Here is a 26,518-nt window from a genome sequence, read left to right on the forward strand (position 1 = left end):
TAACTGGTTTTTTATCCGTATAGCATAGAATTAGTTTTCAGAGGAGATAGCGGGACTTAAACATTTTTGAGTAAAAAACAAGCCTCAAACCCATGAAGGGTAAAGGAAATACACTAAATGCTCAAAGATGGCTGAAACCCAGATATATCAATAAATTAAGCACAAAGATGTCAAAGTCTCTCTGTATATACATTTGAGGCTATTTTATAGTTTTTTTTTGTTTAAGTCCCAATAACAGAGATATTTGCAATGACAGAAAAACGATTTCTTGAAAATCTAACCCACAATAATTCAGATTACAACAATCCTGAATTGGCTATTACTACTGCAAATCTCTGTAATACAATTTCAAGAGATATAAATACCGATAGTCAGCGTTTTATTTATGAACTTCTTCAAAATGCTGATGATGCAAGCAATCAAAATAATAGGCTTGATGCTCAAATAGATTTCGTAGGTGATTATCTGATAGTTTCACATAAGGGAGAGCCTTTTTCAAAAATTGACATTGAAAGCATATCGAGTGCGGGTGACGGAACAAAAACAGGAGATAACAATAAAACAGGCTTTAAAGGAATTGGCTTTAAGTCTGTTTTCTCTCATTCTAATTTTGTAATTATTAAAAGCAAAAATTTCTGTTTTCGATATGATAGAAACTATTGGCAAGACTATTGGAATAGCAAGTGGAGCAGTAAAAGTGCTTGGCAGAATGAAAGACGAGCCAAGCATAAAGATGAACAGCCAAAAATGCCTTGGCAAGTTATTCCGATTTGGACAGAATTACCTCCAGAATTAAAACAGCTTTCTGTTTTTCGGGATTTTAACGTTTCAACAGTTATCAAATACGATAAGGTTGAAAAACTTAAAAAAGATTTAGCTAATTTACTTTCTAATACACAAATTGTCCTTTTTCTGCGTAGTGAAAAAGTTTTAATAACAGTAAATAGCAGCGAAGAACTAATAATTGAAAAAACAAAAGAAGAAATTACTCTATTAAAAAGAAACGGTAATACACAAAGCGAATGGCTTATTAAAACAGAACATTTTGATATTCCCTTAGATGTACGAAAACAAATAAATGATGATGAAAAATCACCAAAAAAGCTAAAAGATGCATTGCGTACAGAAATTTCGTTTGCCATTCAATTAAAAGAAAATAGATTGAAGGCTATTGATAAAGAAAATCGTTTAATATTTACTTATTTGCCGACTTCTATTAATTACAGTTTTCCATTTTTGGTTAATGCAAGTTTTTTGACTGATGCAGGAAGAGAACATTTGCATCAAGATGTTTTTTGGAATCAGTGGATTTTTAGACAAATTCCTTTAAAGTTCTTTGCGTGGGTTGCCGAACTTGCAAGTAAATCAAGCAAATACAATAAGCAGTTTTTGAGTATTTTACCTCATAAATTGGATGGTTCTAGTGCATTAGAGCAAAGTTTTAACCAAGGCTATAAAGAAGCACTTGAAACGATTGCGTTTATTCCAAATTTAAGCTGTGACTTGTTAAAAGTTAGCCAAGTTATTTTTGATAAAACAAATATTTCCGATTTTATTGATAAGCAAACACTTATCAGTTATGTTAATCAAAAATTATCAACAAGTTTTACTATTGATTCTTTTGTGCCTTATCTAGAACCTATTAGCACTTTGGGTAAAATAGGCGTTAAAATGTTTGATATTGATGATCTAGAAGGATTTCTTGCTTCTGATATTTTTGTAAGTGAACACAAATTGGAAGAAAACTTTAAACTTATTTCATTTCTCTATAAACAAGCCGAACGTTCAAAAAATGACGAAAGAAATACTTGGAATGAAAAGTTAAGATATACGCCTTTTATTTTAGATGAAACTCAAAAACCGAAAACCCCCAAACACATTTATTTTCCTTCAGTTGAATTTTCAGATAGTTTTAGTTCGGATATTAGCATAATTCACAATAGCGTAGTAGAAAAAATCAATCAAAATCAATTTATCAGAAATTGGCTTGAAATTTTGGGTGTAAGTGAGCCTTCAGATTTGAGCTTTATTGAAAAAAATATTATTGCCCAAGTTGATACATATATTACAAAAGATAATGCCTTACAAATTGGTAGATACCTTTTTAATGCTCATAAAAAAGGTACATTGCAAGAGCAACATTATGAAGAATTACAAAAATTTAAAATTATAACCAAAGAAAAAAATTTAATTACTGCTGAAAGTACATATTTATCTGATTTTTACGAGCCTGAGTTACGTATCGAAACCGTTTATAAAAACGATTTTTATGTTTCTGACACCTATTTTGAAAGCAAAGATTTCAAAAGTGAATGGAAAACTTTTTTCCTGAAAATTGGTGTAAATGAAAATATCGAATTGCAATATATAAAAGTCAATCGCAGTAATGATTTAGATAAAATTGAACTTGAATATTTTGAAGAAGTTGGAGCAGAAGCCAATAAAGGTCACAGATATCCTACTTTGGTAAATTCTTATAATTCAGTCTACATAAATAAAATAGCATATTCTGAACTTGCTAGAGAAAGTATAAATTTTGCTCGGTTATTTTGGAAACAAGCCTTTTTAGGTATTAGCATTAATTCAGTTGAGAAGTTAGCTTCGATGCCTTGGGGACATTATGGAAGTAAAGTAGATGTTAAAAATTACTTTTTTTGGAGTTTGGAAAACTCTAAATTCATTCCTACTACTCAAGAAACCTGCTTAAAAGCCTCAGAAGTTTTTAGCAGTGATATACCCAAAATCAAAGAAATGGTAGGGAAATATTTACCTATTTTTGATTATAATGAGCCTATTCCACCCGATTGGTTAAATTATCTGAATTTTAAACGGGATTTGGGAGTAAGCGACTACCTGCAAGTACTTGCAAGCATATCGCAAAATATAACTATAAGCGAGGAAGAACAGAAGGATAATGAAAAACGAATAAGGCTAATCTATGAAAAATTAGCCTCAATAAATTTGCATAGTTCAGACAAAGAAAAAATCAACATTTGGGGTACAGAAAATAAGCTTTTGTCCAAAGACGGAAGTATATTTTTCTATCCCAAAGATTTATCTATTGTTACTGTTGAAGGTTTTAGGGCTTCAAAGTTGGCATACACTGAAAAACTAACTCCTGAAATTATTGAATTGTTGCGTTTGTTTGGGGTAGCAATTATTGATAAAGTAACAGTCTCTATTCCAAACAGCAAAGTAGAAATCAAAGACCTAAAAAACAAACTTGTGCATATTTCTCCATTGGTTGCAGTTATATCTGTTGAAAAATCAAAAAATCCTAAAGAGTGGGAATTAGAATATGAACGAATAAACAAGAAGCTCAAAAACATTTGTTTTTTTGAAACTTCTGAAATTTATCTGTCTTATGGCAATGAAGATGATAAACAAAAACGAAGTTCTTGGGCAGAAGAAAATAATTTTTACTATGTCGGTAATTGGTATAGTCCAAGAGTTTTAGATGGATTGGTTGAGCCTTTAGGTAAATTTTTAGGTATACGATATGCTGAAAGACTTTTGATTGTGTTGCTTTTAGAAACTTTTGCAACCGGAGTAGAGTATTTAAACGAGAAAGGCTATGATATTAACCTTATTCCTGAAAATTTTTTAAATCCAAAAGAGCCTGAAAGTGTTGCAATTAACCAAGGAAACAGACCTTACAACCAATCTGATGAAGATTTGGGTAGAAAAGGTGAGTTGTTTGTGTATGAAGAACTAAAACGTATTTACAGCCAAAAATACAGCAGACGACCTCTTCAAAAAACAAAAACTGGTTTCAAAATAGGAAATTTTGTAGAGGTGTTTTGGCGTAATATTTTAGAAAATACAACTGAGGATCACGATTTTAAAATTGTGGAGAATGGAAAAGAAATATACATTGACAGTAAAGCAACACCACATAGCAAAAATGTAGAGAAAGTCGCTTTCTTTATTTCACCAAATGAGTTTGCTCTAATGGAAATAGCAGATAAATATCTAATCGCAAGAGTTTTTAATGTTACAACAAATCCAACAATGGAACTCATAAAATTAGAAGTAGATAATCTTAACTAACTGAAAATGAATAAATAAGTTCTATTTGCCTATAAACTGGGAGTTCGGGTGGACACCAGAAGAGGTTTTGCAGAGGTGTAGTATAGAATTAGTTTTCAGAGGAGCTAATGATATGACTCTGGCATCAAGTGGACAAACAGCCATTATCCGCACAGAGCGCGGACTGACGATCGCAGGAACCCGTATCACCCTCTATGATGTTATGGATTACGTGACTGCCCAGTACCCTCCTAAATTTATTCGCTCCTTGTTTGACCTGACTGAAGAACAAATCGACGCTGCGCTCTCTTACATAGAGAGACATCGGGCTGAAATTGAAGCCGAGTACCAAGTTGTTCTTAAGGAAGCTGAGGAACTTCGGCAGTACTATGAAGAACAAAATCGTGAGCGCGTTGCCCAGATTGCAACCCTACCACCACCACCTGGACTAGAAGCCGCCTGGGAAAAACTTCAGGCATCGAAGGCACGACATCAGTCCCAGTCATGATTTTTTTAGTTGATCATAACCTCAAGGGACATGCACGAATCCTTCTTGGGAGTATTGCAAGCCTTGGTTGGCTTGATTCTGTCCCAATTCGTTTTGTCACCTTTGAAGAGATGGGATTGTCAATTGATAGCAGCGATAGAGTAGTCTGGAGGCTGGCTCAAAAGAATCAAATGATTTTACTTACAGCAAATCGAAGCATGAAAGATGAAGACTCACTTGAACAAGTCATGCGTGAAGAAAATACCCCGAACTCATTACCTGTGGTAACAATTGGTAATGCTGATCGAGTGTTAACTGACTCCAGTTATCGAGAAGATTGTGTTGATCGTCTGGTTGAAATTGTGCTTTACATTGGGAACTACATAGGTGCAAGGAGAGTTTTCATTCCGTAAGGTCTGGAGTCCTGAGCGTAAGCGTAGGCCGCCGCAGGTCTTACCCTGAGCCTGCGTCGAAGGGCATTGCCCCTATCCAATTTCTCACTCCTTCGGAGGATTCGGCGGGCACCAAAAGAGGTTTTTACTGGACACATCAAGGGATTTCAGAATTTGGCGCATTACCTCTGTGCAGTACATCCAGTGTCCCAAATCGTCATACATCAGATCGGGATTAAACTCAACATTATAATGCAGCACATTGGGAAGGTTTAAAAACTCATCATCGCTTTGGGGAGAAAGGATCAAAAGTTGAAATGGTTTCCCCTGGCATTGTTTTTGCAATTTGTCAACCAGATCAATCACACCAGCCCGATCGCTAATTCCTGTGCGAACGAAAAGTACTTTGTCGCAGTGCCGCAGTGCATACCAAAACCTTTCAGAGCGTGCTGTGTATCGAACGCGCATTCGTTCATGGACGGGAGACATATTATTAAGAGGGTCATCTGTCTCCTCGACTTCATGGGCAAAGGACAGACCCGACCACTTACTATGATAGATTCTGCCTGCATCTTGACTGTAGTGCAGGAAGGCAGGGTTCCACATGTCATCAAAACCGTTTTTGATCGCATCGGCAACATCTCCAATATTGGTGGTGCGCGTCAGATCAAACGGAAAAGCGGGGCCGTCGTACTCCATTTTATACAACATCATGCGGACGGCACAGCGATCGCCAAGGGGGAGAATGGCAACACGGCTGATATCCGTTAATTTACACTTGTATTGAAACAACATAGCAGACTTGGGCGGCGCTTTCACCCGGCTTTCTAGCCCATTGTTGCCAATCATCATGGTACGAAAGGGAGCATTGGGAGCAAGTGGATCTTCATAGACGCCCGATGGCATGGCTTTCAGTGCGTTGCAAACTTCCTGCCACATCGGCTGGATATTATACTCATTCTCTGATTCGTTGATCACCCAGAGGTTGCGTTCGTCCGATTGTAAAATCCCCAGATCCCCGTCATAGAACAAAACTTGTGAGTTGTTCGGCGAAAAGAGATTGAAGGTGGCTCTATATTCTAGGTCAGCATCAGGGGGGATGTTTATTGTGGTTGCGATCGCGCCATCCTCTTGCACGGCAAAGAAGGGGGGTGTCCCTTCCTTGACAGACTTGGCAATGTAAATGCCCGGTATCAATCCTGCCTTACTTTGCAGTGCAGTTTGTAGTTCCTGCCAATAGGGAGCGATCGTGTAACTGTATTGTGATAAATTGGTGATCCGTAAACGCTTTTCTTCGATATGAGCAAAGACATGGAAGCCCCCATTGTCAAGGTAGATGGGGACTTCATTCCTCTGTCGAAAGCGTTGCTCTTCTCTTGCCAATTCATTTTTGTCAATCTGGAACAAATGCAGATTGATCGCTTCATACATGAGGCGATGACCGATTGTGTTGGGGTGAGCCGGGTCGAAGGATATCCCCGCTTTCCAGCGTCCTTGTCCATTATCGACTGCTGCTAACCAATCCAGTACGGGCAAGCCCCAATTCAGCATCCGGTTGTGTGTCTCCTTTAGCAGCAAATAATGTTCTGACTCATAGTTGTTATTGGGATAGACCCCACCCAGAATCGGATATGCTCCTATTTCGCGCGTCATTTTGACAAGCAGCTGCAAGCCACTTTCAAACCGTCGCTGTATTGCCCGGCGTTGGTGAGGGGCACACTGGGCTAACCCTTCGTTGCCCAGAGACAGGGTAATAATGACCACATCCGGTTGTTCTGGGGTGACATCTGAGATAAAACGGGCGATCGTTCTGCTGACATTTGTCCCCGCCTCAGATATATTTACGAGTTGGTGTCCGTATTTTTGCTGCAAAGCCTCTCCCAAAAGCGAGACCCAACCTTTAAATAGCCAGGCTTTATGACCAAATGCAACAGAACTGCCAATGACTGCAATTTTGAGCCTCTCAGACTCTTCGTTCAGGGGCATTTTGACAGTAGGCTCTTCAACGTATCCGAATGGATAAGGCTGCAAATAACCGAATGCGCCATCATCAACAACAATAGTATTGGACTCGTCAGGATTGATCGGCACCCAGCGGTTTGAACCTAAAGCTTCCCATCGCGCGCCGCCATTTGAATCGAGACGTATATATTTATATTCAATTTTCTGGTGTAGATACGGAGTGGCTTGTTGTGAGACATCATCTGACTCCAGAGATGGCTGAATGGCGATTTTTGTCTCTGTCCACCATAAAGGATAGCGAGCGGCATTTGTACGAAGGCGGACACATTTTTTAATGTCCCACAGTCCCAATTCGGGGGTAGAACCGACGATACCGATGGATTCACCTATTTGCGTGGATGCGCTGATCTGGAATCGATACATAGATTTCTTCCTGATTTAGAGCTACGATACCAAACAGCAAAGCTGAATTCTCAAAACTGCTTAGACAATATCACATAAAACTCTTAAGAGCGATTCAAAATCCAAAACATTAGGAGATGTTATCCCGTAACTTTGAGTTTTTATTAGTCCACGGAGATGGACTCAAGAAAAGCGAAGCCAGCGAACTGTTCAACTTCAGCCGCAACACGATCAACCTATGGTTGCAGCGCAAAGCTGAAACCGGAGATATTCTGCCGTTGCCTAACCATCCGCCTGGAAACAACCACAAAATCACAGACTGGGATGAATTTCGGGCTTTTGCTAAATCTCATGGTATTGAAGGAGGCAGAAGGAGTAAATAGTAGGGGATTCGACCCCTACTGATTTAGAGCCACTGAACGAGAGTTCAGTGTTCTTGTCTTAAACCTGACTTTTCACGTTATGTGGATAAGTCCACGAAAACCTAACCCCCTAACCCCCTTCCCGTGTCGGGAAGGGGGAAAATTCAAAGTCTCTCTCCTTTTAGGAGAGAGATTTAGAGAGAGGTTTTTCAGATACCGTGAAAAGTCAGGTCTTAAACCCAAGACCCCATTTTTCCTCCTGCCTCCTGCCCTCTGCCTCCTGCCTTCCTGGATAAAACCCAGGTAGAGATGGCTCAACTGTGGGAGGGCGACATCAGCGATGGCACAATCTCACGAGGGTTGAAGAAAATTGGGTTCACGCAGCATGATTTAGTTACAAAAGTCGTGATGTTAGTCATGAAAGTCGCTATGTTATGACAAAAATTGCGATGTTGTCACGAAAATCGCAATGTTAGTCACAAAAGTTTCTCTAAACCAATATAAATCAAGTGGTACAAACAAAACCTTACGTTTATTTATGATATCGGTTTCCGTGACATAAATACTCTTAAGGAGTTATGTGTTTAGGGTAACCAAATTATTTTTCTTTATCCTGTAAAAAGTCAAAATTTAGCTACTTTACCCTACCCTGCAACACAGTTGCTACAAGCACTAAAATTAAACAGGAGAAAAATATACTAGCAATTACGTATTTACGACTTTAGAAGGTAATATTTATGGCTACAGTATCTAAAAGCACTTTATCTCAATTTTCCCAAGAGCGATCGCTCATTCTGTGGTTTGATGAAGTTGGCATTGCTGATATCCCTATAGTTGGTGGGAAAAATGCCTCACTGGGGGAAATGATTCAACAGCTAACGCCCAAAGGTATTAACGTTCCCACTGGATTTGCTACCACTGCCTACGCTTATCGTAATTTTATTCAATCAGCAGGGTTAGAAGCCAAACTCCGCAAACTCTTTGCCGACTTGGATGTTGAAGATGTCAAAAATTTACGAGAACGGGGAAAAAAAGCGCGATCGCTATTAATCCACACTCCATTTCCGGTAGAATTGCGAGAAGCGATCGCCACAGCTTACCAAAGTCTTTGTGAAAAATACCATGCAGAGACAGATGTTGCAGTCCGTTCCAGCGCCACTGCTGAGGATCTGCCCGATGCTAGTTTTGCCGGACAGCAGGAAACTTATCTTAACGTTGTCGGTGCTGAGGGAGTTTTAGCAGCTTGTCATAAATGCTTTGCTTCCATATTTACCGATCGCGCTATTTCTTATCGCCACACCAAAGGATTTGACCACTTTAGCATTGCTCTAGCTGTGGGTGTGCAAAAAATGGTGCGATCTGACTTAGCAACCTCTGGGGTGATGTTTTCCATTGACACAGAAACCGGTTTTAAAGATGCAGCATTGATTACAGCTGCTTATGGTTTAGGAGAAAATGTTGTACAGGGGTCTGTAAATCCCGATGAATACTATGTTTTTAAACCAACTTTAAAAGCAGGCTTTCGTCCAATTATTGATAAGAAGTTGGGCAGCAAAGAATTAAAAATGGTTTATGATGACGGCTCCAAATTAACGAAAAATGTAACTGTTTCAACCAGTGAAAGAGGCAAATTCGCCCTGAGTGATCAAGAGATTTTACAATTAGCAAATTGGGCGTGTTTAATTGAAGACCATTATTCTCAAGTTCACGGCATTTACACCCCAATGGACATTGAGTGGGCGAAAGATGGCATTACTAACCAACTTTTTATCGTCCAAGCGCGTCCCGAAACCGTCCAGTCGCAGAAAACGGGAAATATATTGCGGAGTTATCGCTTGTTATTGGAGACTGGAAATTGGGGACTAGGAACTGGCGAAAAATCTTCCCACTCCCCACTCCCGACTCCCGACTCCCTACTCCCCCTTGTTACTGGACGTGCTATTGGAGAAGCCATTAGTCAAGGAAAAGCCCGCTTAATTTTAGATGTTCAGAAACTCGGACAGTTCCAAGTTGGGGAAGTTTTGGTGACAGAGAGAACTGATCCCGATTGGGAGCCGATTATGAAACGCGCCAGTGCAATTGTCACAAATTCTGGTGGCAGAACGTGTCATGCAGCGATTATTGCGCGAGAATTGGGTGTACCTGCGATCGTCGGATGCGGCAATGCTACGGAAATCTTGAAACCTGGTCAAGAGGTTACAATTTCTTGCGCTGAAGGCGAAGAAGGAAAAGTTTATGCAGGCTTATTACCTTTTGAAGTTCAAGAAGTCCCATTAGAAAACTTACCCCGTACCCGCACTCAAATTTTAATGAATGTGGGTAATCCTCAAGAAGCATTGAGTTTATCAGCAATTCCCAACGATGGCGTAGGTTTAGCACGAACAGAATTTATCATCGCTAACCAAATCCAAATTCATCCAATGGCGTTGATTCACTATGACTTGTTAAAAGATGAATTTGTGAAAGCTAAAATTGCTCAGATTACTGCACTTTATGACGATAAATCTCAATATTTTGTAGATAAATTAGCCCAAGGTGTAGGCAGAATTGCGGCGGCATTTTATCCCAAGCCTGTGATTGTGCGAATGTCAGATTTTAAAAGTAATGAATATGCCAACTTATTAGGTGGGCGACAGTTTGAACCCCATGAAGAAAACCCCATGCTGGGTTGGCGGGGAGCGGCGCGTTACTATGATGAAGGCTACAGAGAAGCTTTCGCTTTGGAGTGTCATGCCCTAAAGCGGGTACGAGAAGATATGGGTTTGATTAATGTCATCCCGATGATTCCCTTTTGCCGTACTCCTGATGAGGGGCGTTTGGTTTTGGCAGAGATGGCAAAAAATGGCTTACAGCAGGGTGTTAATGGTTTGCAAGTTTACGTAATGTGCGAGTTGCCCAGTAATGTCATCTTGGCTGAAGAGTTTGCTAAAGTATTTGATGGCTTTTCCATTGGTTCCAATGATTTAACTCAGTTGACATTAGGAATAGATCGGGATTCGGCATTAGTGGCGCGGTTATTTGATGAGCGCAGTGAGAGTGTGAAGCAAATGGTCAAAATGGCGATACAAGCGGCGAAAAAATGCGATCGCAAAATCGGCATTTGTGGACAAGCACCCAGTGATTACCCAGAATTTGCCAAATTTTTAGTTGAAGAGGGAATTGACTCGATTAGTCTGAATCCAGATTCGGTTTTAAAGACAATGCTGGAAGTTGCGAAAGTTGAGAGTAGTAATTCGTAATTTGAGTAATGTATGCCAGCTAAAGACCGCTACCACAATAACTTAAAGAATGCGCTGATCAAAGATGGCTGGATTGTTACTGATGACCCCTTTCATCTAAAGTGGGGAAAAAAGGATCTTTACGTGGATTTGGCAGCCGAAAAGTTGCTCATAGCAGAAAAAGGAACGCAGAAAATTGCTGTTGAAATCAAAACTTTCAGTGGTGACTCAGAAGTGGCGAACCTCGAACAGGCAATTGGTCAGTACTTTACTTACCTTGCTGTAATGTCCCGCAATTATCCAGAGAGGGTTTTGTATATTGCTGTTCACGAGGATATTTTTAATGACGTTTTTGAGGAAGAACCCCTTGGTAAACTTATATTGGAAGATTACAAAATTCCTCTCATTGTTTTCAATCCAAAGCGGGAGATTATAGTCCGATGGATACTCTGGAACAATACAGACAGATAATTTGCACCCTTCTTACTGAACACACGAAAATTCCTTACTCTTACGGTAATATTCAGCATGAAACTATTTTTGATAAAGAACAGGATCGATATTTAGTGATGATTCTTGGTCGAGAACCAGTACCTGAACTTTCCGTAACTGCAACCCGCCGCGTTCACGGCTGTCTGATTCACATTGATATTATTGATAACAAAATTTGGATTCAACGTGATGGCACTGAGGAGGGGCTAGCAACAGAATTAGTTAGGGCAGGTGTAGCAAAGGATCGGATTGTATTGGGATTCCGGTCTGAGGAACTGAGAGAAAATTCAGAATTTGCGATTACCTAGCCAACGGTAGTTATATTTCTGGATAATTGCCCATAGCATAGCGATCGCTATATTTTGTTTGTGTAATTGTCTACAAAACTTTTGACTGCTCAACCATAAGTATCTTACTATTTTGCAGAATGGCGATTTAGTTTAGCCAAAAGCAAGATGACAAATCTTTTAGAAACCGAACGCTTGATCATTCGCAGTTGGATACCCGAAAGCGATGCCGAACAAGCGTTTGTAATTTATAATGACCCTGAAGTTACGCACTTTCTCGGCTCTCGCGTCACAAGTGTTGAGTCACAACGTCTGCGCTTAATTAACGAAAATGGTAATGGATCTTGGGCAATTGTCGAAAAAGAAACTACAACAATTGTGGGAACTATCCTTCTCGAACAATTGCCTGACAAAGATGGTTTACTCACTCAAGATTATGAGGTAGGCTGGCACTTACGGCGAGCTTCTTGGGGTAAAGGGTATGCAACAGAAGCAGGACGAGCTATGCTCAACTACGGATTTAGTGTTTTGAGCTTGCCAGTGATTTATGCCGTAGTGAAGCCAGGACATCATGCTTCAATCCGTGTAACTGAACGATTGAGTATGAAACCAATAGGGCGGACAAACAAGTATTACGGCATTGAACTACTTCTGTTTAAACTAGATGCACCTGAAGAGTGGAGGGTAAGTAGGGAGCAGGGAGTAGGGGGAGCAGGGGGAGATGAGGGAGAGTAAGGGACTAAGGGAATAGGGGATAATTCTTGACTCTTAACTCAGCACTCTTATTGGACTTTGGACAAATAACAAATGACTAATGACTAAAAAGTGGTTCCGAATTGGGGTGGTGAGTATATTTATTCTCTCAGTTGCCTTGCGATTTTGGGGATTGGAGCGATTCAATACTCTGGTATTTGATGAAGTTTACTTTGCTAAATTCGGTAATAATTATCTCACGCATACACCATTTTTTAATGCTCATCCGCCGCTAAGTCAATATATTATTGGTATCGGCATTTGGATTGGTAGTCACATTCCTTTTTGGCACGATACGGTAAATGGGCTGACAGGTTCATTGCGATCGCCTTGGACTTATCGGTGGTTAAATGCCCTCACCGGCTCATTTATTCCTTTAATTGTGGCTGCGATCGCTTATCAATTAAGTTATCGTCGTAGCTTTGCAATGCTTGCAGGTTTATTCACAGCTTGTGATGGCATCTTTCTAGTTGAGTCTCGCTATGCTTTAAGTAATATTTATATCGTCATTTTTGGTTTATTAGGACACTGGTTTTTATTATTGGCATTAGATAACCAACATCGGCAACGTTCTTTTTGGTTAGTTCTTGCTGGCATTGCTTTTGGTGCGTCAGTCGGGACTAAGTGGAATGGTTTATGGTTCCTGTCAGGTGCTTATCTCATTTGGATAACAGCATGGATAATTCAGGGAATGTATTCTCTTCCTAACTCCAAACTTCTTTTTATATCCCCCTCATTGAAGGAGGCAGGAGTTAGTAATTATTCTCCTTCATCTCAGACACCACTACAAAACCTGACTCAGCTAAATGTTTTCCAAATGTTGTTTTATCTAGGACTAATTCCAGCTTTTATCTACAGCATCATTTGGATTCCCCACCTTCAACTAGATAAAACTTATGGATTTATTGCAGTACATCAGCAAATTTTAAAGTTTCACTTACAGCTAGGTGGCAATAGTCCTAACGTGCATCCTTATTGTGCCGCCTGGTACAAATGGCCTTTGATGATTCGACCAATGGCATATTATTATCAAATGGCTGAAAGTATCACTGCTCCATTACCTGTGATGGGGCCGCCTTTACCTGCTGGTGCTGGGAAAGTTATTTATGATGTTCATGCAATGGGCAATCCCTTTTTGTGGTGGTTTGGTGTTGCTGCCATGTTGTTTTTAACAGGGATGCTGGTATCAAAAGTTGTGATTAATTTGGTAAAGCAAAAGCGTTTTTCTGTGCCTGAAACTCTTGGTGTCGATAGTTGGATTGCCTTATATTTAATTTTAAATTATGCCGCAAACTTAGTACCTTGGATGAAGGTAACGAGGTGCGTTTTTATCTACCATTATATGTGTGCAGTAGTGTTTGTATTTTTAGCGATCGCTTGGTTTGTCGATCAGTGTCTTCGCAGTTATTATCAACAACTCCGGGCGCTAGGTATCACCATTACTTTTATCATTCTGGCTGCTTTTATTTTCTGGATGCCTGTATATTTGGCTTTACCCCTGTCCCCTGAGGGCTATAAACTGCGAATGTGGTTCAACTCTTGGATCTGATTAAAGAAGGTATGGGAACATTGAGCAGTTTTCTCAACTTAACATAACGTCAGTTTGAACTTTTCTTTAAGTCTGTCCCTTTCCGAGTCGGAGAGAAACGGTTTGACGTGAAAAAGCAGTGACATCACATTTATTATCATTATGTAGCTTTATTTACTGTTAGACTGTTAAAAGCCCAAGCCGATGATATTAAAACTACAAAACACAAGATTAGAGCATATTAAATTATATACTAAGGTAAAAATAATAAATGAGAAATTATAAAATTTTTTACATTGATGATTCTTCGTTATTAATAAATATTCTAGTTTTGATACTCCCCCACAATAAAGGAGGATCGTCATCAAAATGAACTTAGAACTGCCAGTTATTAATTTAATTAGCTTGAAAGAGGCATCAATTCATCTTTCTAGTGAAATTCAGCCTCATGGTATCCTGTTAGTCTTAGAGGAACCTGAGTTAAAAATATTACAAGTTAGCACTAATACATTAAAGATTTTCGGGATCACTCCCGAAAGTATGTTGCAGAAAAAACTAGAAGATTTACTCGACCCATTCCAAATAGAGAGAATTCAAACAGGGCTATGCGGGGTAGATATTGATTTCATCAATTCCACCAAAGTTTGGGTGCGAAAAAAAGGTGATACTTACATAGTATTTGATGCAGTATTTCACCGCAATCAAGAGAAATTTTTGATTTTGGAATTAGAACCTGCTATTACTCAGGAAAAGATTCCATTTTTAAGCTTCTATCATCTAGTTCAATCCTCGATAAATCAACTCCAAAAAACATCAAATCTCCGTGAGTTTGGTCAAGTTATCGTTCAAGAAATTCGGAAAATAACGGAATTTGACAGGGTAATGTTATATAAATTTGATGATGATGGACATGGTTCCGTCGTCGCAGAAGACAAACTAGAAATCCTAGAACCATACTTAGGATTGCATTACCCAGAGTCAGATATTCCCAAACCAGCTAAAAAATTATTTGTTGCCAATTCCATTAGAATCATCCCGGATTCTTCTTCTGAACCAGTAACAATTTTTCCTATTAATAATCCAATTAGCGATCGCCCCATTGATTTAACCAACTCTATTCTCAGAAGTGCTGCTCCCTGTCATATAGAGTACTTGCATAATATGAGTGTTGGTGCAACGCTGACTATCTCTTTAATTAAAGACCAAAAACTCTGGGGGCTTATTGCTTGCCATCATCAATCTCCTAAATATATCTCCTACGAATTGCGTAAAGCTTGCGAATTTTTGGGGCGAGTAATATTTGCCGAAATCTCAGCTAGAGAAGAGACACAAGACTACGATCATCGGATAAATCTGACACATATTCAATTAGTCTTGATTGAATATATGTCTCAAGAAGAAAACTTTATTGATGGTTTAGTTAAAAACCCGCAGCATTTTTTAGATTTGGCTAGCGCTCAAGGCGCAGCCGTGTGTTACAGGGGAAAATGCACGGTAGTTGGTGAAACGCCGAAAGAAGAAGACCTGAATTTTTTAGTGCAATGGCTCAAAAATAACGTTGAAGAAGAAATATTCTATACAGATTCTTTGCCCCAGATTTATCCAGATGCCGAAAATTTTAAAAATGTCGCTAGCGGTTTATTAGCTATTTCCATTGCCAAACGAAATTATGTTTTATGGTTTCGACCGGAAGTAATTCAAACTGTAAACTGGGGTGGCGATCCTAATCAGGCGTTTGAAGTTAGCGAGTCAGAAGGAAATGTCAGTTTATGTCCACGTAAATCATTTGAACTGTGGAAAGAAACTGTTCGCTTAACATCTTTGCCTTGGAAAGATGTAGAAGTTAAAGCAGTATTGGAACTGCGGAAAGCAATTATCAATATTGTGCTGCGTCAAGCCGATGAACTTGCCCAGTTAGCGCAGGATTTAGAACGTTCTAACGCAGACTTGAAAAAGTTTGCCTATGTCGCCTCCCATGACTTACAAGAACCTCTTAATCAAGTTGTGAATTACGTGCAGCTGTTAGAGATGCGCTATGGCAAACAACTCGACAAAGATGCCCAGGAGTTTATCAGCTACGCTGTAGAGGGAGTTACCCTAATGCAGACTTTAATTGATGACGTGCTGGCATACTCGAAAGTGGATATGCAGGCGATCGCATTTCAAATGATCGAGGTAAAAACACCCTTAGATCGGGCGCTGGGCAATTTGCGTCAACGCATTGATGAAAGTGGGGCTACTATCACCCACGACCCCTTACCAACGGTGATGGCTGACAGCACCCAACTGATGCAGCTATTCCAAAACCTGATCGGTAACGCCATTAAATTCCACAGTCACCAGCCGCCACAAATTCATGTGGGAGCAAAAAGGATAGAAGATGCCTGGCTGTTCTCAGTTCGGGATAATGGTATTGGCATTGACCCACAATTTAGCGATCGCATTTTCGTCATCTTTCAGCGCCTACATACACGGGATGAATATATCGGTACAGGTATAGGTTTAGCGATATGTAAGAAGATTGTCGAATGCCACCGAGGGCGGATTTGGGTAGAGTCAGAACAGAGTGAAGGCGTAACCTTCTACTTTACGATTCCAGTTGGAGGACATGAACTTGAACGGAGAAACAGGAGAAAAACACAAAACTATCTTTTTGGTTGAGGACAATAAAGCCGACATTCGCTTAATTCAAGAAGCGTTAAAAAATAGTTCAGTGCCATACGAGGTGGTCACAGTCAGGGATGGCATAGATGCTATGGCTTATTTACGCCAAGAAGGCGAATATGCTAATGTACCGCGCCCTGACCTCATCCTCCTGGATTTGAATTTGCCCAAGAAAGATGGTAGAGAAGTGCTAGCGGAAATTAAAACTGACCCAGCATTAAAATGTATTCCAGTCATTGTGTTAACAACCTCAAAAAATGAGGATGACATTTTTGACAGCTACAACTTGCATGTGAATTGCTATATCACTAAATCCCGCAACCTTAACCAGCTATTCCAAATCGTCAAGAGTATTGTAGATTTTTGGCTCTGTACTGTCACGCTACCATCGGAGTGAGGGATGCTCGCAAATAATAGCCAAAACCCTTATTTTTGGGTAGGGGCAATACCCTGCGGGAAGCCGCTTTGCGTCTACATGAATTGCCCCTACCTCGTGTAGTTTTGCGTAAATCCTAATACAATGTTTAATTAAATTTAGATATGTAAACTAGATGTGGAACAGCTTGATGAATAGGAGACTCACCTTAACAGGGCTAATCCTAACTCACCACTCAAAAATTTCCAGGGGTGAAACCCGAAAATTATGGTTGTAAGCTACTCAGTAAAAATCCTGTTAATTGAAGATAATCTAGCAGAAGCTAGGTTGTTACAAGAGTTTTTGATGCAAGCCCAGTCCCAAGAATTTACTTTGGTTCATGTGAAGCGATTGGGAGAAGCACTTCAGCAACTAACTCAGTGTAATTACGATGTTATTTTGTTAGATTTAACTCTACCTGACAGTGAAGGATTGTCATCTCTGCCTCTTCTGATTGATCTAGCCCCAAGCATAGCGATTGTTGTCCTAACCAATACAAATGATGAAGAACTGGCAATTGAGGCAGTGCGGCGGGGGGCACAAGATTATCTAATCAAGCGCCAGGTAAATTCAGATGTATTGGTTCGCTCCCTGCGTCATGCGATCGAGCGCAAACAGGTTTTAGAATCATTACGCACGGTCAATGAAACGTTACAAATCCGAGTTGAAGAACGAACTGCTGAACTGATGAAAGCCAATGAACTCAACCAGTTCAAATCTGAATTTGTCTCAATGCTCTCTCATGACATTCGTAGTCCCCTAAATACTATTCTCTTGGCTGCTGGATTGCTACAAAACTACGACGAAAAATTGACCAAAGAGAAAAAACAGAATCATTTGCAAATGATTGGCTCGGCGATTAAAAACATGGCGCAGCTATTAGATGAAGTTTCATTCATCAGTAAAGCTGATTCTGGTAAACTGCCATTTGAACTCATCTGCTTAGATTTAGAAGCTTTTTGCCACCAACTAATCGAAGAAGTTCAATTAATGGCAGATGAGAAACATCTGACTTTGGTATTCGCCACTTTTGGGCAATTAGGCGAAGCATTATGGGATAAAAGTTTACTGCGGCACATTCTGGGCAATTTACTTAGCAATGCTATTAAGTATTCACTACCGGGTGGCATAGTGCGCTTTGAACTAATTAGTCAGGAAAAAACAGTTATTTTCCGAATTCAAGATTGGGGAATTGGCATTCCGAAAGAAGACCAAAAGCGACTGTTTCAGCCTTTCCAACGTGCGGACAATGTGGGAAGCATTCCTGGTACCGGTTTGGGGCTAGCGATCGCTAAAAAGTCTGTCGAAGCATACGGAGGCGAAATTACAGTCAATAGTCAAGTTGGAGTGGGCACAACATTTACTGTTAGTCTCCCTTTGCTTGAAGTTTAACCTGTCAGGCAAATAGTAACTAAAGTAAAATTCGATATAGTTGAGAAGATAGATCAAGAGACTGTCTGGATAAAACTTAACTATATATCCTGAAAATATTTATACTTGTAAATCAAATATCTTAGGACTTACGCATTGACAGGGGAAACTAAATATGAGGTATGGATTTCAGGCATTAAACCTTGATTTTTCGGCACTTTTTAGGCGATGCCTACGGCGGGCTGCGCCTACACTATTTATTGAAGGATAATTGATAAAAGCCTGAAACGACATATTTTCGTTGATGCACAAGATAATAAATTTTTACAGCGCGTAAGTCCTAATATAGTAATTATACGCAATTAGCGTATTTAGCCAATATTTCATCAAAATTTATATAGCCCTTAATCTTCGGAATTTACAACAGATGACTTGTAGCTTGATATATACATAATAAAATACATAAAATAATGTGCGCTATTAGTGTAATAATTTGTACGTGTAAACACTCATTTGGAAGTGCTTGACAAATCATGCATCAAGTACAGGGCATTTGTGGATCTATAAAACTAGCAAATTCTACGTATATGTCCGACTGCCAAGCAAAACCTGAAACTAAGTACTTAAGTGCATCTGGTGGTAAGTGTTTAACACCGTTTCAACGGAAACTGCTACTACAAAGTTTGCACAATAGTTTACCTGAATCCTACCGCCAACGAATTGAAATCATGTTATTGGCAGATGAAGGGGAAACTCAAACAGATATCTGTCAAACCTTGGGATGTTGTGCAGCAACAGCACGACATTGGACACACATAGCCCGGACTGGGATGGCGCACCAATGGCAAGATTGCCCCATTGGTCGCCCGAAGGCTGTGAATGATCAGTATTTAGAGCGTTTGAAGGAATTAGTTAACAGTAGTCCTCGCGATCATGGCTATGCTTTTCGACGCTGGACAGCAAACTGGCTTGCGAAACATCTAGCAAAGGAATTTGGCATTGAGGTAAGCGATCGCCATATCAAGCGGCTACTCAAACAGATGGGATTATCCACACTACCAAAACCCAATAATGTTGAACAAAACAGTAATGAACAGGCTCAGGGTTCCAAAATTTTGATTTGTGACCTCAAATCGGCAGCTATTCCAGATGATTCCGAATTTTTACCTATTAACTTTGCAAAATTAGGAAAACATTTAGACATTCATGGCGCAAAATATATCTGCTCAGTTGCTTACTCTGCAACAGTTCAACAATACTCTGGGTTATTCTCTTTCAACAGAGGAATTTCAACACTGTCTTCAACAAGTTAAATTTATCAATCCAAAAGTCGGCAAATTCTGGCAAGGAACTGATGCTAAAGCGGGTATATATATTGCGATCGCTGGCAAAGCAAGGTTACTAGATAGCGCCGATGAGTTAATCGCTACTTTGGAGGCGGGAGACTCATTTGGGGAATTTACCTTGTTTAAGGAGAATGACTTCAGACCTTATGCAGCAAGGGCTTCAGTCAACTTGCAACTGTGCTTTATTCCGGGTGAAGTGTTATGGCCATTGATGGCTAAATATCCCCAAATTCAGGAGCATTTGTGGGCTAAGGCACTATCCCGTAACCCCCAACACCTGGACTCAGATCAGCCTCTATCGGATTCAAAACTGCTGCATGAAACGAAGATTTTGTCAACACCAGCAGTAGAGCCACGCGAGAAAAAGATTAGCAAAGCCTATTTTCCCAACTCCACGCAGCGAGTCGGGCATTTATTACAACGTGCGATTCGGCGCTATCCGTTTTTTGCCCAACAGAGTGGATCAGATTGCGGTGCAGCTTGTTTAGTGATGGTGTCTCGCTATTGGGGGAAAAACTTTAGTGTAAATCGCCTGCGGGATATCGCCAATGTTGACCGTAATGGCTCATCGCTGCGGGGGTTATCGACGGCGGCGGAAAGTATTGGGTTTGCTACACGACCGGTGAAAGCGAGTATTGACCAATTGGCAAAGCAAAAATTGCCTGCGATCGCCCACTGGGAGGGTAAGCATTACATCGTTGTCTATGAAATCACCCCAAAACAGGTAATTGTGGCAGATCCTGGTATTGGTCAGCGCACCCTCAGCCACCAGGAATTTAAAGCCAACTGGACTGGCTATACACTGCTGCTGCAACCCACAGCCTGGTTGAAGGATGCCAAAGAGACTACAACTCCCTTTTGGCAGTTCTTTGAGTTAATGAAGCCTCACTCTTTAGTAATGCTGGAAGTGTTTGTCGCTTCCTTATTTATCCAGATTTTTGGACTCGTTACCCCCCTATTCACGCAGTTAATTTTAGACCGAGTGGTGGTGCAGCGATCTGAACTAACCTTAACGGCGGTAGGGTTAGGGTTACTGATTTTTAGTTTATTTCGTGTGGCGATGACGGGATTACGGCAATATCTGTTAGACCACACGGCGAATAAGCTCGATTTAGCACTGATTGTGGGATTTATTCGCCATACCCTGCGGCTACCCTTGAGTTACTTTGAGTCCCGTTATGTGGGGGATATTATCTCTCGTGTACAGGAAAACCGCAAAATTCAACGCTTCCTCTCCGGTGAGGCGTTGTCCATCCTGTTGGATTTAGTCACTGTCTTTATCTATTTAGGATTGATGTTTTGGTACAGTTGGAAAATGGCGTTGCTAGTGTTGGTGATTGTACCGCCTTTTTTCCTGCTGGCAGTGATTGCCACACCTTTTTTACAAAAGATTTCTAGGGAAATCTTTAATGCTGTTGCTAATGAAAGTAGCTATCTAATTGAAGCCCTTTCTGGTGTGCGAACAGTTAAATCCACAGCAGTGGAGCAGACAGTGCGTTGGCATTGGGAAGAGTTATTAAGTAAGGAAATAAAAACTAACTTTTCCGGGCAAATTATCAGCAATCGTCTGCAAATATTCAGCAACACAATTGAAGCAGTGGTAACTACTATGTTGCTGTGGTTCGGGGCGTACCAAGTAATTCACAACCAGCTAACCATTGGTCAATTGGTAGCATTTAATATGTTGCTGGGAAATATTATTAGACCCTTCCAACGATTAACAATTTTGTGGAATCAATTGCAAGAAGTGGTGATTGCCGTGGAACGCATTAATGATGTGTTGGATGCGGAACCAGAAGAGGATTTGCAGCACCAGGCGCGACAATCTTTACCACCCATTCAAGGTAACATTCGCTTTGACAACGTGACGTTTCGCTATCACCCTGAAAGCGATATCAATGTTTTGGAAAATCTCAGTTTTGAAATACAAAGCGGGCAAATGGTTGCCTTGGTGGGACGGAGTGGTTCGGGGAAAACCACGATTTCTAAGCTGGTTTTGGGGTTATATCCTCCCACAAATGGCAAGGTGTTGATTGATGGTCACGATATTACCAGTCTTTCGTTGCGTTCTCTACGCGAGCAAGTTGGGGTAGTTGACCAAGATACCTTTTTGTTTGGCGGAACTATTCGGGAAAATATTAGCTTGGCACATCCTGGGGCAACTTTAGCAGAGATCATTGAGGCGGCGCGATTGGCGGGTGCTGATGAGTTTATTAAAAAGTTACCTATGGGTTATGAAACCCAGATTGGTGAAGGAGGGGGGATGTTGTCTGGAGGACAGCGACAAAGAATTGCGATCGCTAAAGCGTTGTTAGGCAATCCTAAACTGTTGATTTTAGATGAGGCGACTTCCCATCTGGATGCAGAATCAGAAAGGATTATTCAGACGAATTTAAACACAATTCTCAAAGGCAGAACCACCTTAGTAATTGCCCATCGCCTTTCAACTGTACGAAATGCAGATTTAATTTTGGTGCTAGATCGCGGCGTGTTGATTGAGAGTGGAACTCACCAAGAGTTGATGGCGAAGCGGGGACATTATTTTTATCTCAATCATCAGCAGTTGGATGTTGCGGGGTGAAACAAGAGGACAAGCAGGAAGCTTTTTTTGTCTCCCCACTCCCAATACCGTTCGGATAAGATTGATCCCCCGCCTGCGGCGACCCCTTTAAAAAACAGGTAAATAGGAGACTAAGCCCCCCTTTTTTAAGGCTACGGTGTACACACAAGTCTGAAATTGTTCAAGAATCTGGGTTTTACCTCACCCTAACCACTGCTTGAATTCAATAAACGACCACCCGAATTCAATAAACGACCACCCGAATTCAATAAACAACCACCCGAATTCAATAAACGACCACCCGAATTCAATAAACGACCACCCGAATTCAATAAACAACCACCCGAATTCAATAAACGACCACCCGAATTCAATAAACGACCACCCGAAATCAATAAACGACCACCCGAAATCAATAAATGACCACCCGAAATCAATATATTTATTGCATAAATTCTTAAAACCTCACCTGAAACCTGATTTACTAAGGTTTTAGCTTTAGTTTTACCCCACCCTAACCATCACTGCGATTAAGTAGGTAATCTTTGGGATTTAAGAAGAAATTCGACTTGTGTGTACACGGTAGCTTTTTTAAGGGGGGTTGGGGGGGATCTCCGAGAGCCAAACATATTAACCGAACCGTATTGTCCCCACTCTCAAAATCAAAAATTGATATCAGGAAAAATCATGCCAAACACATTGAATGGAAAGGTTCAAACCCAAATCTATGAGGTAGAACAGCGCGAGGAAATTTTAAAAGAACAAACACCAGCTAGATCAACTGATGATTGGGCTGACGCGACCAAGGATTTACTTGATAGCTTGCCCCAGGTTTGGACAAGGGGATTGCTATATTTTTTGGTAGTGTTTGTGTCGATCATTTTACCTTGGGCGATGCTATCTAAGGTAGATGAAACAGGTACGGCAAGAGGGCGACTTGAGCCAAAGGGAAAGACGGTTAGGCTGGATGCGGCTGTGGCTGGTACTGTTGCCGAAATTCGGGTAAAAGAGGGTGATTCGGTTAAAGTTGGGCAGACTTTGTTGGTATTGGAATCAGAATTAGTTAAGGCGGAATTACGACAGGCACAGGATAAGTTAGAGGGACAATTAAATCGACTTTCTCAGTTAAATTTATCTACAAGTCAGTTAGTTGTATCTTTGACAACGCAACAGCAACAAAATCAATCTCAACAGTTGGAAAAGCAGTCTCAAATTGACCAAGCGCGACAGAATATGAATGCTCTTAGGAATTCCTATGACTTACAAAAAGACGAAAAATTGGCTCAAGTCAATCAGGCACGACAAACTCTTGAGCATAGTCAAACTGCTAATAAATTAGTAAACAGTAGTTTGGCGAGTAACAAGCGGGAAGTTGAACGCTATCGCAGTCTTTGGCAGTCAGGGGTTATTCCAGAAATTAATGTTGTGGAAAAGCAAGATATAGCTAAAGATAAGCAACAGTTATACGAACAAAATCAGTCAGATATTCAGCAGGCTAAACTACGTTTGGTAGAACAACAGAGTAGTTATGAGCGGACTATTCGGCAAGCAAATGCAGATATTGAGCAGGCACAGTTGCGACTGAAAGAACAGGAAAGGAGTTATCAGACCTTGACTCGTTCTAGTAAGCTAGCTCTGCTAAGAATCGACGAGCAACAGAAGAATTTGGAGACAGAAATTACTACGCTTCAGGCAGAAATTGCTCAAAGTAAGAGTCAAATTGTTTCGTTAAAGTTTCAGTTAGGACAACGAGAGTTAAGAGCCACCGTCAATGGTAGATTGTTTCTGTTACCAATACAACGGGCTGGGTCTGTAGTGCAACCAGGAACAATGATTGCGGAGATTGCACCGCAAGGTTCGCCTTTAATAATTCGGGCGCAAATGGCGACAACTGAGAGTGGTTCTTTGCGAAAAAGATTGCCAGTCAAGTTAAAGTTTGATGCTTATCCGTTTCAGGATTATGGAGTACTAGAAGGAGAATTGTTAGACATTTCTCCTACTACTATAGAGGTAGAAACATCTAATGGAAAGGTGGCAGCTTATGACTTGGAAATTGCCCTAAACCAAAATTGTATTCCCTCGGCTAATAAGTGTATTGCCTTGCGTCCTGGGGATACGGCGACAGCTGAGGTAATTGTACGCCAGCGTCGGATTATTGATTTTCTGCTTGATCCGTTTAAGCAGTTGCAACAGGGTGGGGTGAAATTGTAGAAAACTTAACCCCCTTCCTTGTGTCCAAGGGACATAGGAATTGGAAATGTAGAGACGTTACATGTAATGTCTCTACATCTAGCCAATAAGTCATGCTCTCATGTTTAATTTTGCTAACCAAATTTAGGAGAAATATAATGCTACAAACTATCACTATTACTAACAAAGATATTCTTCAGCAAGTTAAGTTATCTTACAAAATTCCTGAAATAGTTGAGCAGATTATTAGCCGCAAAGTGATTAGAACTGCTGCGGAAGAAGCTGGGATAAAAATAGATACAGAAGAATTACAAAAAACAGCAGACTTATTCCGCTTAATAAATAAACTCACAAGTGCTGAAGAGACTTGGGAATGGCTAGAAAAATATGGGTTGTCCTTAGATGACTTTGAAGAAATCGTATATAACAGTATTCTTATTAGTAAGTTAAGCCAACATCTATTCATAGATAAAATCGAACCTTATTTTTTTGAACATCAGCTAGACTATGCTGGTGTGGTAATGTATGAGGTTGTGTTGGATGATGAAGACTTAGCGCTAGAACTTTTCTATGCTATTAAAGAAGGTGAGATGAGTTTCTATGATGTTGGTCATAAATACATTCAGGATACAGAGTTACGCCGTTCTGGAGGATATAAAGGAATGGTGTTCCGCGACTCACTGAAGCCAGAAATTTCTGCTGCTGTTTTTACTGCTAAACCACCGGAGCTTATCAAACCAATTTTGACTTCTAAGGGAGTACACTTGATTTTAGTTGAGGAGATTACTCAATCGCAATTGAATGACAAGTTGTACCAAGAAATTTATTCACATCTGTTTTCTGAATGGTTAAAGCAACAAATTGCAAAAATTGAGGTTATTAAGCACTGGAACGACCTTAGCTGAGTTCTTATCTTAAAGTTGAACCTTGAGTTTTATTGAGTTTAACAGCTCTATTGGCTTACACACCATTGGATGTAAACAATGGTGTGTAAATATCTTCAGAATTAGGATTGAGATAGGGACTCTCGAGGTCAATTTCCAGATCCTTGAAATGCTGGCGTATGTATTTCATTCTAGCCTCTGGAGATTCATCACTATTGTTATGAGCGTCGAGCAAGGCATTGGCAACAATTTTGCAGCGGTTCATGCCAAAATCTTCCAGAAATCTAAATTCTTTTTCAGGTCTTTCTGCTAAAGCCAGCCCTGGCGCAAGCACTTTAGTGAATATAGGAACATGAGTTTGAAAGTGGGATTCATTTTCTGCGTAAACAGTCTGTAGTACTTGCCGAACTACTTCGTAGCTATCCTTATTAATTCGTAAAATTCCTGAGTTATATCGCCCATAGCTAGAGGGATTGTACAAGGCATTGAAGTCGAAAGGAATCTTAATTGCATTTAATTGCTTTGTTAGATGTCCCATTAGTGCAACTGCACCTTTAGGACTGAAGTTAAAGTAGATATACACTGATGGATAACTCCAAGTATAAACTAAGTCCCCATAAGCTATATAAAATTGATTTCTGATGTGACTAGATGGCCTAGGTATTGACACCATATCACCTATCGCAGCTGATTGCTCTTCTAACCTAAGATGATGGTCTCGCTGGATGTGTATTGTAATACCTTTCTTTTCAACTGCGAGACTGCCATCAGCTTCCTGTCTTAGGACACGAAAGTTTGGATTCCAAGAACCTTTACCGTAATTGTTTTTATGTAGTTTGTCACAGAATTCCCAGTCTACTTCGCAAGGGGTATCCTCTAATCCAATTTCATAATTTATCTGTGTTAATTGATTTTTTTTTAGTAAAGATTCTCCACTGTAGTAAATGCCAAAGATTAATTTTTGCAGAAGTGATATAAGGTACTCATCTTGAACATTTTGAGGCAGTTTTTGAAGCTGTGCCAGAACATCAGCAGGTATTTTTTGCTGCTGAAACTTAGGATGAATGACCACAAAATTATAAGATTCAATTTCAATTTGACTGGCAAGCTCTTGAAGTATTTGTAGCACTTGCATGACTATTAATCCTGATGTTATTTAACTGTTTCAATATGCTT

The 26,518-nt window shown here is 40.2% G+C and carries 18 protein-coding genes and 2 pseudogenes; 17 read left to right on the top strand and 3 right to left on the bottom strand.

Annotation, left to right across the window (positions count from 1 at the left end; genetic code table 11):
- The first annotated feature begins 249 nt into the window (after nucleotides 1–249).
- The 3 genes from F8S12_RS14300 to F8S12_RS14310 all read left to right on the top strand — a co-directional run bounded on the left by F8S12_RS14300 (nucleotide 250) and on the right by F8S12_RS14310 (nucleotide 4,929).
- Entirely contained in the window at nucleotides 250–4,050 is a 3,801-nt protein-coding gene (locus tag F8S12_RS14300) for a sacsin N-terminal ATP-binding-like domain-containing protein (protein WP_196516923.1), read from the top strand.
- 112 nt (nucleotides 4,051–4,162) lie between these two features.
- Nucleotides 4,163–4,537 carry a DUF433 domain-containing protein gene (locus tag F8S12_RS14305; protein WP_196516924.1) on the top strand — a complete coding sequence of 125 codons (375 nt, stop codon included), beginning with the start codon at nucleotides 4,163–4,165 and terminating at the stop codon, nucleotides 4,535–4,537.
- A complete protein-coding gene (locus F8S12_RS14310; protein WP_196516925.1) occupies nucleotides 4,534–4,929 on the top strand; it encodes a DUF5615 family PIN-like protein in 396 nt (131 codons plus the stop codon). Before F8S12_RS14305 ends, F8S12_RS14310 begins: the two co-directional genes overlap by 4 nt.
- 84 nt (nucleotides 4,930–5,013) lie before the next feature.
- Here the strand turns inward: F8S12_RS14310 and F8S12_RS14315 are convergent, their stop codons facing one another.
- On the bottom strand, nucleotides 5,014–7,293 hold the full coding sequence (locus F8S12_RS14315) for a DUF1796 family putative cysteine peptidase (RefSeq protein ID WP_196516926.1): 2,280 nt from the start codon (nucleotides 7,291–7,293) through the stop codon (nucleotides 5,014–5,016).
- 116 nt (nucleotides 7,294–7,409) lie between these two features.
- Between F8S12_RS14315 and F8S12_RS14320 the strand changes: the two are divergent.
- The 12 genes and pseudogenes from F8S12_RS14320 to F8S12_RS14370 form a co-directional block, all read left to right on the top strand.
- Nucleotides 7,410–7,628 (top strand): annotated as a pseudogene (locus tag F8S12_RS14320) (hypothetical protein); the annotation flags it as partial.
- A 297-nt stretch (nucleotides 7,629–7,925) separates the two neighbouring features.
- Nucleotides 7,926–8,018 (top strand): annotated as a pseudogene (locus F8S12_RS40595) (IS630 family transposase); the annotation flags it as partial.
- Nucleotides 8,019–8,371: 353 nt separating this feature from the next.
- The gene (gene ppsA, locus F8S12_RS14325) at nucleotides 8,372–10,873 is read left to right on the top strand and encodes a phosphoenolpyruvate synthase (RefSeq protein ID WP_196516927.1); all 2,502 of its coding nucleotides are present in this window, start codon (nucleotides 8,372–8,374) and stop codon (nucleotides 10,871–10,873) included.
- Between the two features lie 12 nt (nucleotides 10,874–10,885).
- A complete protein-coding gene (locus tag F8S12_RS14330) occupies nucleotides 10,886–11,323 on the top strand; it encodes an element excision factor XisH family protein (RefSeq protein ID WP_196516928.1) in 438 nt (145 codons plus the stop codon).
- Nucleotides 11,293–11,652, top strand: coding sequence for a XisI protein (locus F8S12_RS14335; protein WP_196516929.1), 360 nt, complete (start codon nucleotides 11,293–11,295; stop codon nucleotides 11,650–11,652). The genes F8S12_RS14330 and F8S12_RS14335 overlap by 31 nt, the downstream gene beginning before the upstream one ends.
- 147 nt (nucleotides 11,653–11,799) lie before the next feature.
- On the top strand, nucleotides 11,800–12,366 hold the full coding sequence (locus F8S12_RS14340; protein WP_196516930.1) for a GNAT family N-acetyltransferase: 567 nt from the start codon (nucleotides 11,800–11,802) through the stop codon (nucleotides 12,364–12,366).
- Nucleotides 12,367–12,445: 79 nt separating this feature from the next.
- Nucleotides 12,446–13,933, top strand: coding sequence for a dolichyl-phosphate-mannose--protein mannosyltransferase (locus F8S12_RS14345; protein WP_196516931.1), 1,488 nt, complete (start codon nucleotides 12,446–12,448; stop codon nucleotides 13,931–13,933).
- Between the two features lie 348 nt (nucleotides 13,934–14,281).
- Nucleotides 14,282–16,573 (top strand): sensor histidine kinase, encoded by a 2,292-nt coding sequence (locus F8S12_RS14350; RefSeq protein ID WP_230968015.1) that lies wholly within the window; start codon nucleotides 14,282–14,284, stop codon nucleotides 16,571–16,573.
- Nucleotides 16,527–16,973, top strand: coding sequence for a response regulator (locus tag F8S12_RS14355; RefSeq protein ID WP_196516932.1), 447 nt, complete (start codon nucleotides 16,527–16,529; stop codon nucleotides 16,971–16,973). Before F8S12_RS14350 ends, F8S12_RS14355 begins: the two co-directional genes overlap by 47 nt.
- 246 nt (nucleotides 16,974–17,219) lie before the next feature.
- Nucleotides 17,220–18,383, top strand: coding sequence for a hybrid sensor histidine kinase/response regulator (locus F8S12_RS14360; RefSeq protein WP_196516933.1), 1,164 nt, complete (start codon nucleotides 17,220–17,222; stop codon nucleotides 18,381–18,383).
- Between the two features lie 566 nt (nucleotides 18,384–18,949).
- Nucleotides 18,950–19,675 carry a helix-turn-helix domain-containing protein gene (locus F8S12_RS14365; RefSeq protein ID WP_196516934.1) on the top strand — a complete coding sequence of 242 codons (726 nt, stop codon included), beginning with the start codon at nucleotides 18,950–18,952 and terminating at the stop codon, nucleotides 19,673–19,675.
- Nucleotides 19,569–22,289 (top strand): peptidase domain-containing ABC transporter, encoded by a 2,721-nt coding sequence (locus tag F8S12_RS14370; RefSeq protein ID WP_196516935.1) that lies wholly within the window; start codon nucleotides 19,569–19,571, stop codon nucleotides 22,287–22,289. Before F8S12_RS14365 ends, F8S12_RS14370 begins: the two co-directional genes overlap by 107 nt.
- A 185-nt stretch (nucleotides 22,290–22,474) precedes the next feature.
- On the opposite strand, the gene F8S12_RS14375 is transcribed toward F8S12_RS14370, so the two are convergent.
- The gene (locus F8S12_RS14375; protein WP_196516936.1) at nucleotides 22,475–22,705 is read right to left on the bottom strand and encodes a hypothetical protein; all 231 of its coding nucleotides are present in this window, start codon (nucleotides 22,703–22,705) and stop codon (nucleotides 22,475–22,477) included.
- Nucleotides 22,706–22,955: 250 nt separating this feature from the next.
- Between F8S12_RS14375 and F8S12_RS14380 the strand changes: the two genes are divergently transcribed.
- Nucleotides 22,956–24,479 carry an HlyD family efflux transporter periplasmic adaptor subunit gene (locus F8S12_RS14380; RefSeq protein WP_196516937.1) on the top strand — a complete coding sequence of 508 codons (1,524 nt, stop codon included), beginning with the start codon at nucleotides 22,956–22,958 and terminating at the stop codon, nucleotides 24,477–24,479.
- Between the two features lie 137 nt (nucleotides 24,480–24,616).
- On the top strand, nucleotides 24,617–25,363 hold the full coding sequence (locus tag F8S12_RS14385; RefSeq protein ID WP_196516938.1) for a peptidylprolyl isomerase: 747 nt from the start codon (nucleotides 24,617–24,619) through the stop codon (nucleotides 25,361–25,363).
- 55 nt (nucleotides 25,364–25,418) lie between these two features.
- Here the strand turns inward: F8S12_RS14385 and F8S12_RS14390 are convergent, their stop codons facing one another.
- On the bottom strand, nucleotides 25,419–26,477 hold the full coding sequence (locus F8S12_RS14390) for a T3SS effector HopA1 family protein (RefSeq protein ID WP_196516939.1): 1,059 nt from the start codon (nucleotides 26,475–26,477) through the stop codon (nucleotides 25,419–25,421).
- Between the last annotated feature and the right edge of the window lie 41 nt (nucleotides 26,478–26,518).

Origin of the sequence: Nostoc sp. WHI, assembly GCF_015714725.1 — a bacterium.
GTDB lineage: Bacteria > Cyanobacteriota > Cyanobacteriia > Cyanobacteriales > Nostocaceae > Nostoc.

What these genes read in the sequence shown, in the direction of transcription:
- F8S12_RS14300 (WP_196516923.1), top strand. Translation starts at nt 250, where the DNA reads ATGACAGAAAAACGATTTCTTGAAAATCTAACCCACAATAATTCAGAT.
- F8S12_RS14305 (WP_196516924.1), top strand. Translation starts at nt 4,163, where the DNA reads ATGACTCTGGCATCAAGTGGACAAACAGCCATTATCCGCACAGAGCGC.
- F8S12_RS14310 (WP_196516925.1), top strand. Translation starts at nt 4,534, where the DNA reads ATGATTTTTTTAGTTGATCATAACCTCAAGGGACATGCACGAATCCTT.
- F8S12_RS14315 (WP_196516926.1), bottom strand. Translation starts at nt 7,293, where the DNA reads ATGTATCGATTCCAGATCAGCGCATCCACGCAAATAGGTGAATCCATC.
- ppsA (WP_196516927.1), top strand. Translation starts at nt 8,372, where the DNA reads ATGGCTACAGTATCTAAAAGCACTTTATCTCAATTTTCCCAAGAGCGA.
- F8S12_RS14330 (WP_196516928.1), top strand. Translation starts at nt 10,886, where the DNA reads ATGCCAGCTAAAGACCGCTACCACAATAACTTAAAGAATGCGCTGATC.
- F8S12_RS14335 (WP_196516929.1), top strand. Translation starts at nt 11,293, where the DNA reads ATGGATACTCTGGAACAATACAGACAGATAATTTGCACCCTTCTTACT.
- F8S12_RS14340 (WP_196516930.1), top strand. Translation starts at nt 11,800, where the DNA reads ATGACAAATCTTTTAGAAACCGAACGCTTGATCATTCGCAGTTGGATA.
- F8S12_RS14345 (WP_196516931.1), top strand. Translation starts at nt 12,446, where the DNA reads ATGACTAAAAAGTGGTTCCGAATTGGGGTGGTGAGTATATTTATTCTC.
- F8S12_RS14350 (WP_230968015.1), top strand. Translation starts at nt 14,282, where the DNA reads ATGAACTTAGAACTGCCAGTTATTAATTTAATTAGCTTGAAAGAGGCA.
- F8S12_RS14360 (WP_196516933.1), top strand. Translation starts at nt 17,220, where the DNA reads ATGGTTGTAAGCTACTCAGTAAAAATCCTGTTAATTGAAGATAATCTA.
- F8S12_RS14365 (WP_196516934.1), top strand. Translation starts at nt 18,950, where the DNA reads ATGTCCGACTGCCAAGCAAAACCTGAAACTAAGTACTTAAGTGCATCT.
- F8S12_RS14370 (WP_196516935.1), top strand. Translation starts at nt 19,569, where the DNA reads ATGGCGCAAAATATATCTGCTCAGTTGCTTACTCTGCAACAGTTCAAC.
- F8S12_RS14380 (WP_196516937.1), top strand. Translation starts at nt 22,956, where the DNA reads ATGCCAAACACATTGAATGGAAAGGTTCAAACCCAAATCTATGAGGTA.
- F8S12_RS14385 (WP_196516938.1), top strand. Translation starts at nt 24,617, where the DNA reads ATGCTACAAACTATCACTATTACTAACAAAGATATTCTTCAGCAAGTT.
- F8S12_RS14390 (WP_196516939.1), bottom strand. Translation starts at nt 26,477, where the DNA reads ATGCAAGTGCTACAAATACTTCAAGAGCTTGCCAGTCAAATTGAAATT.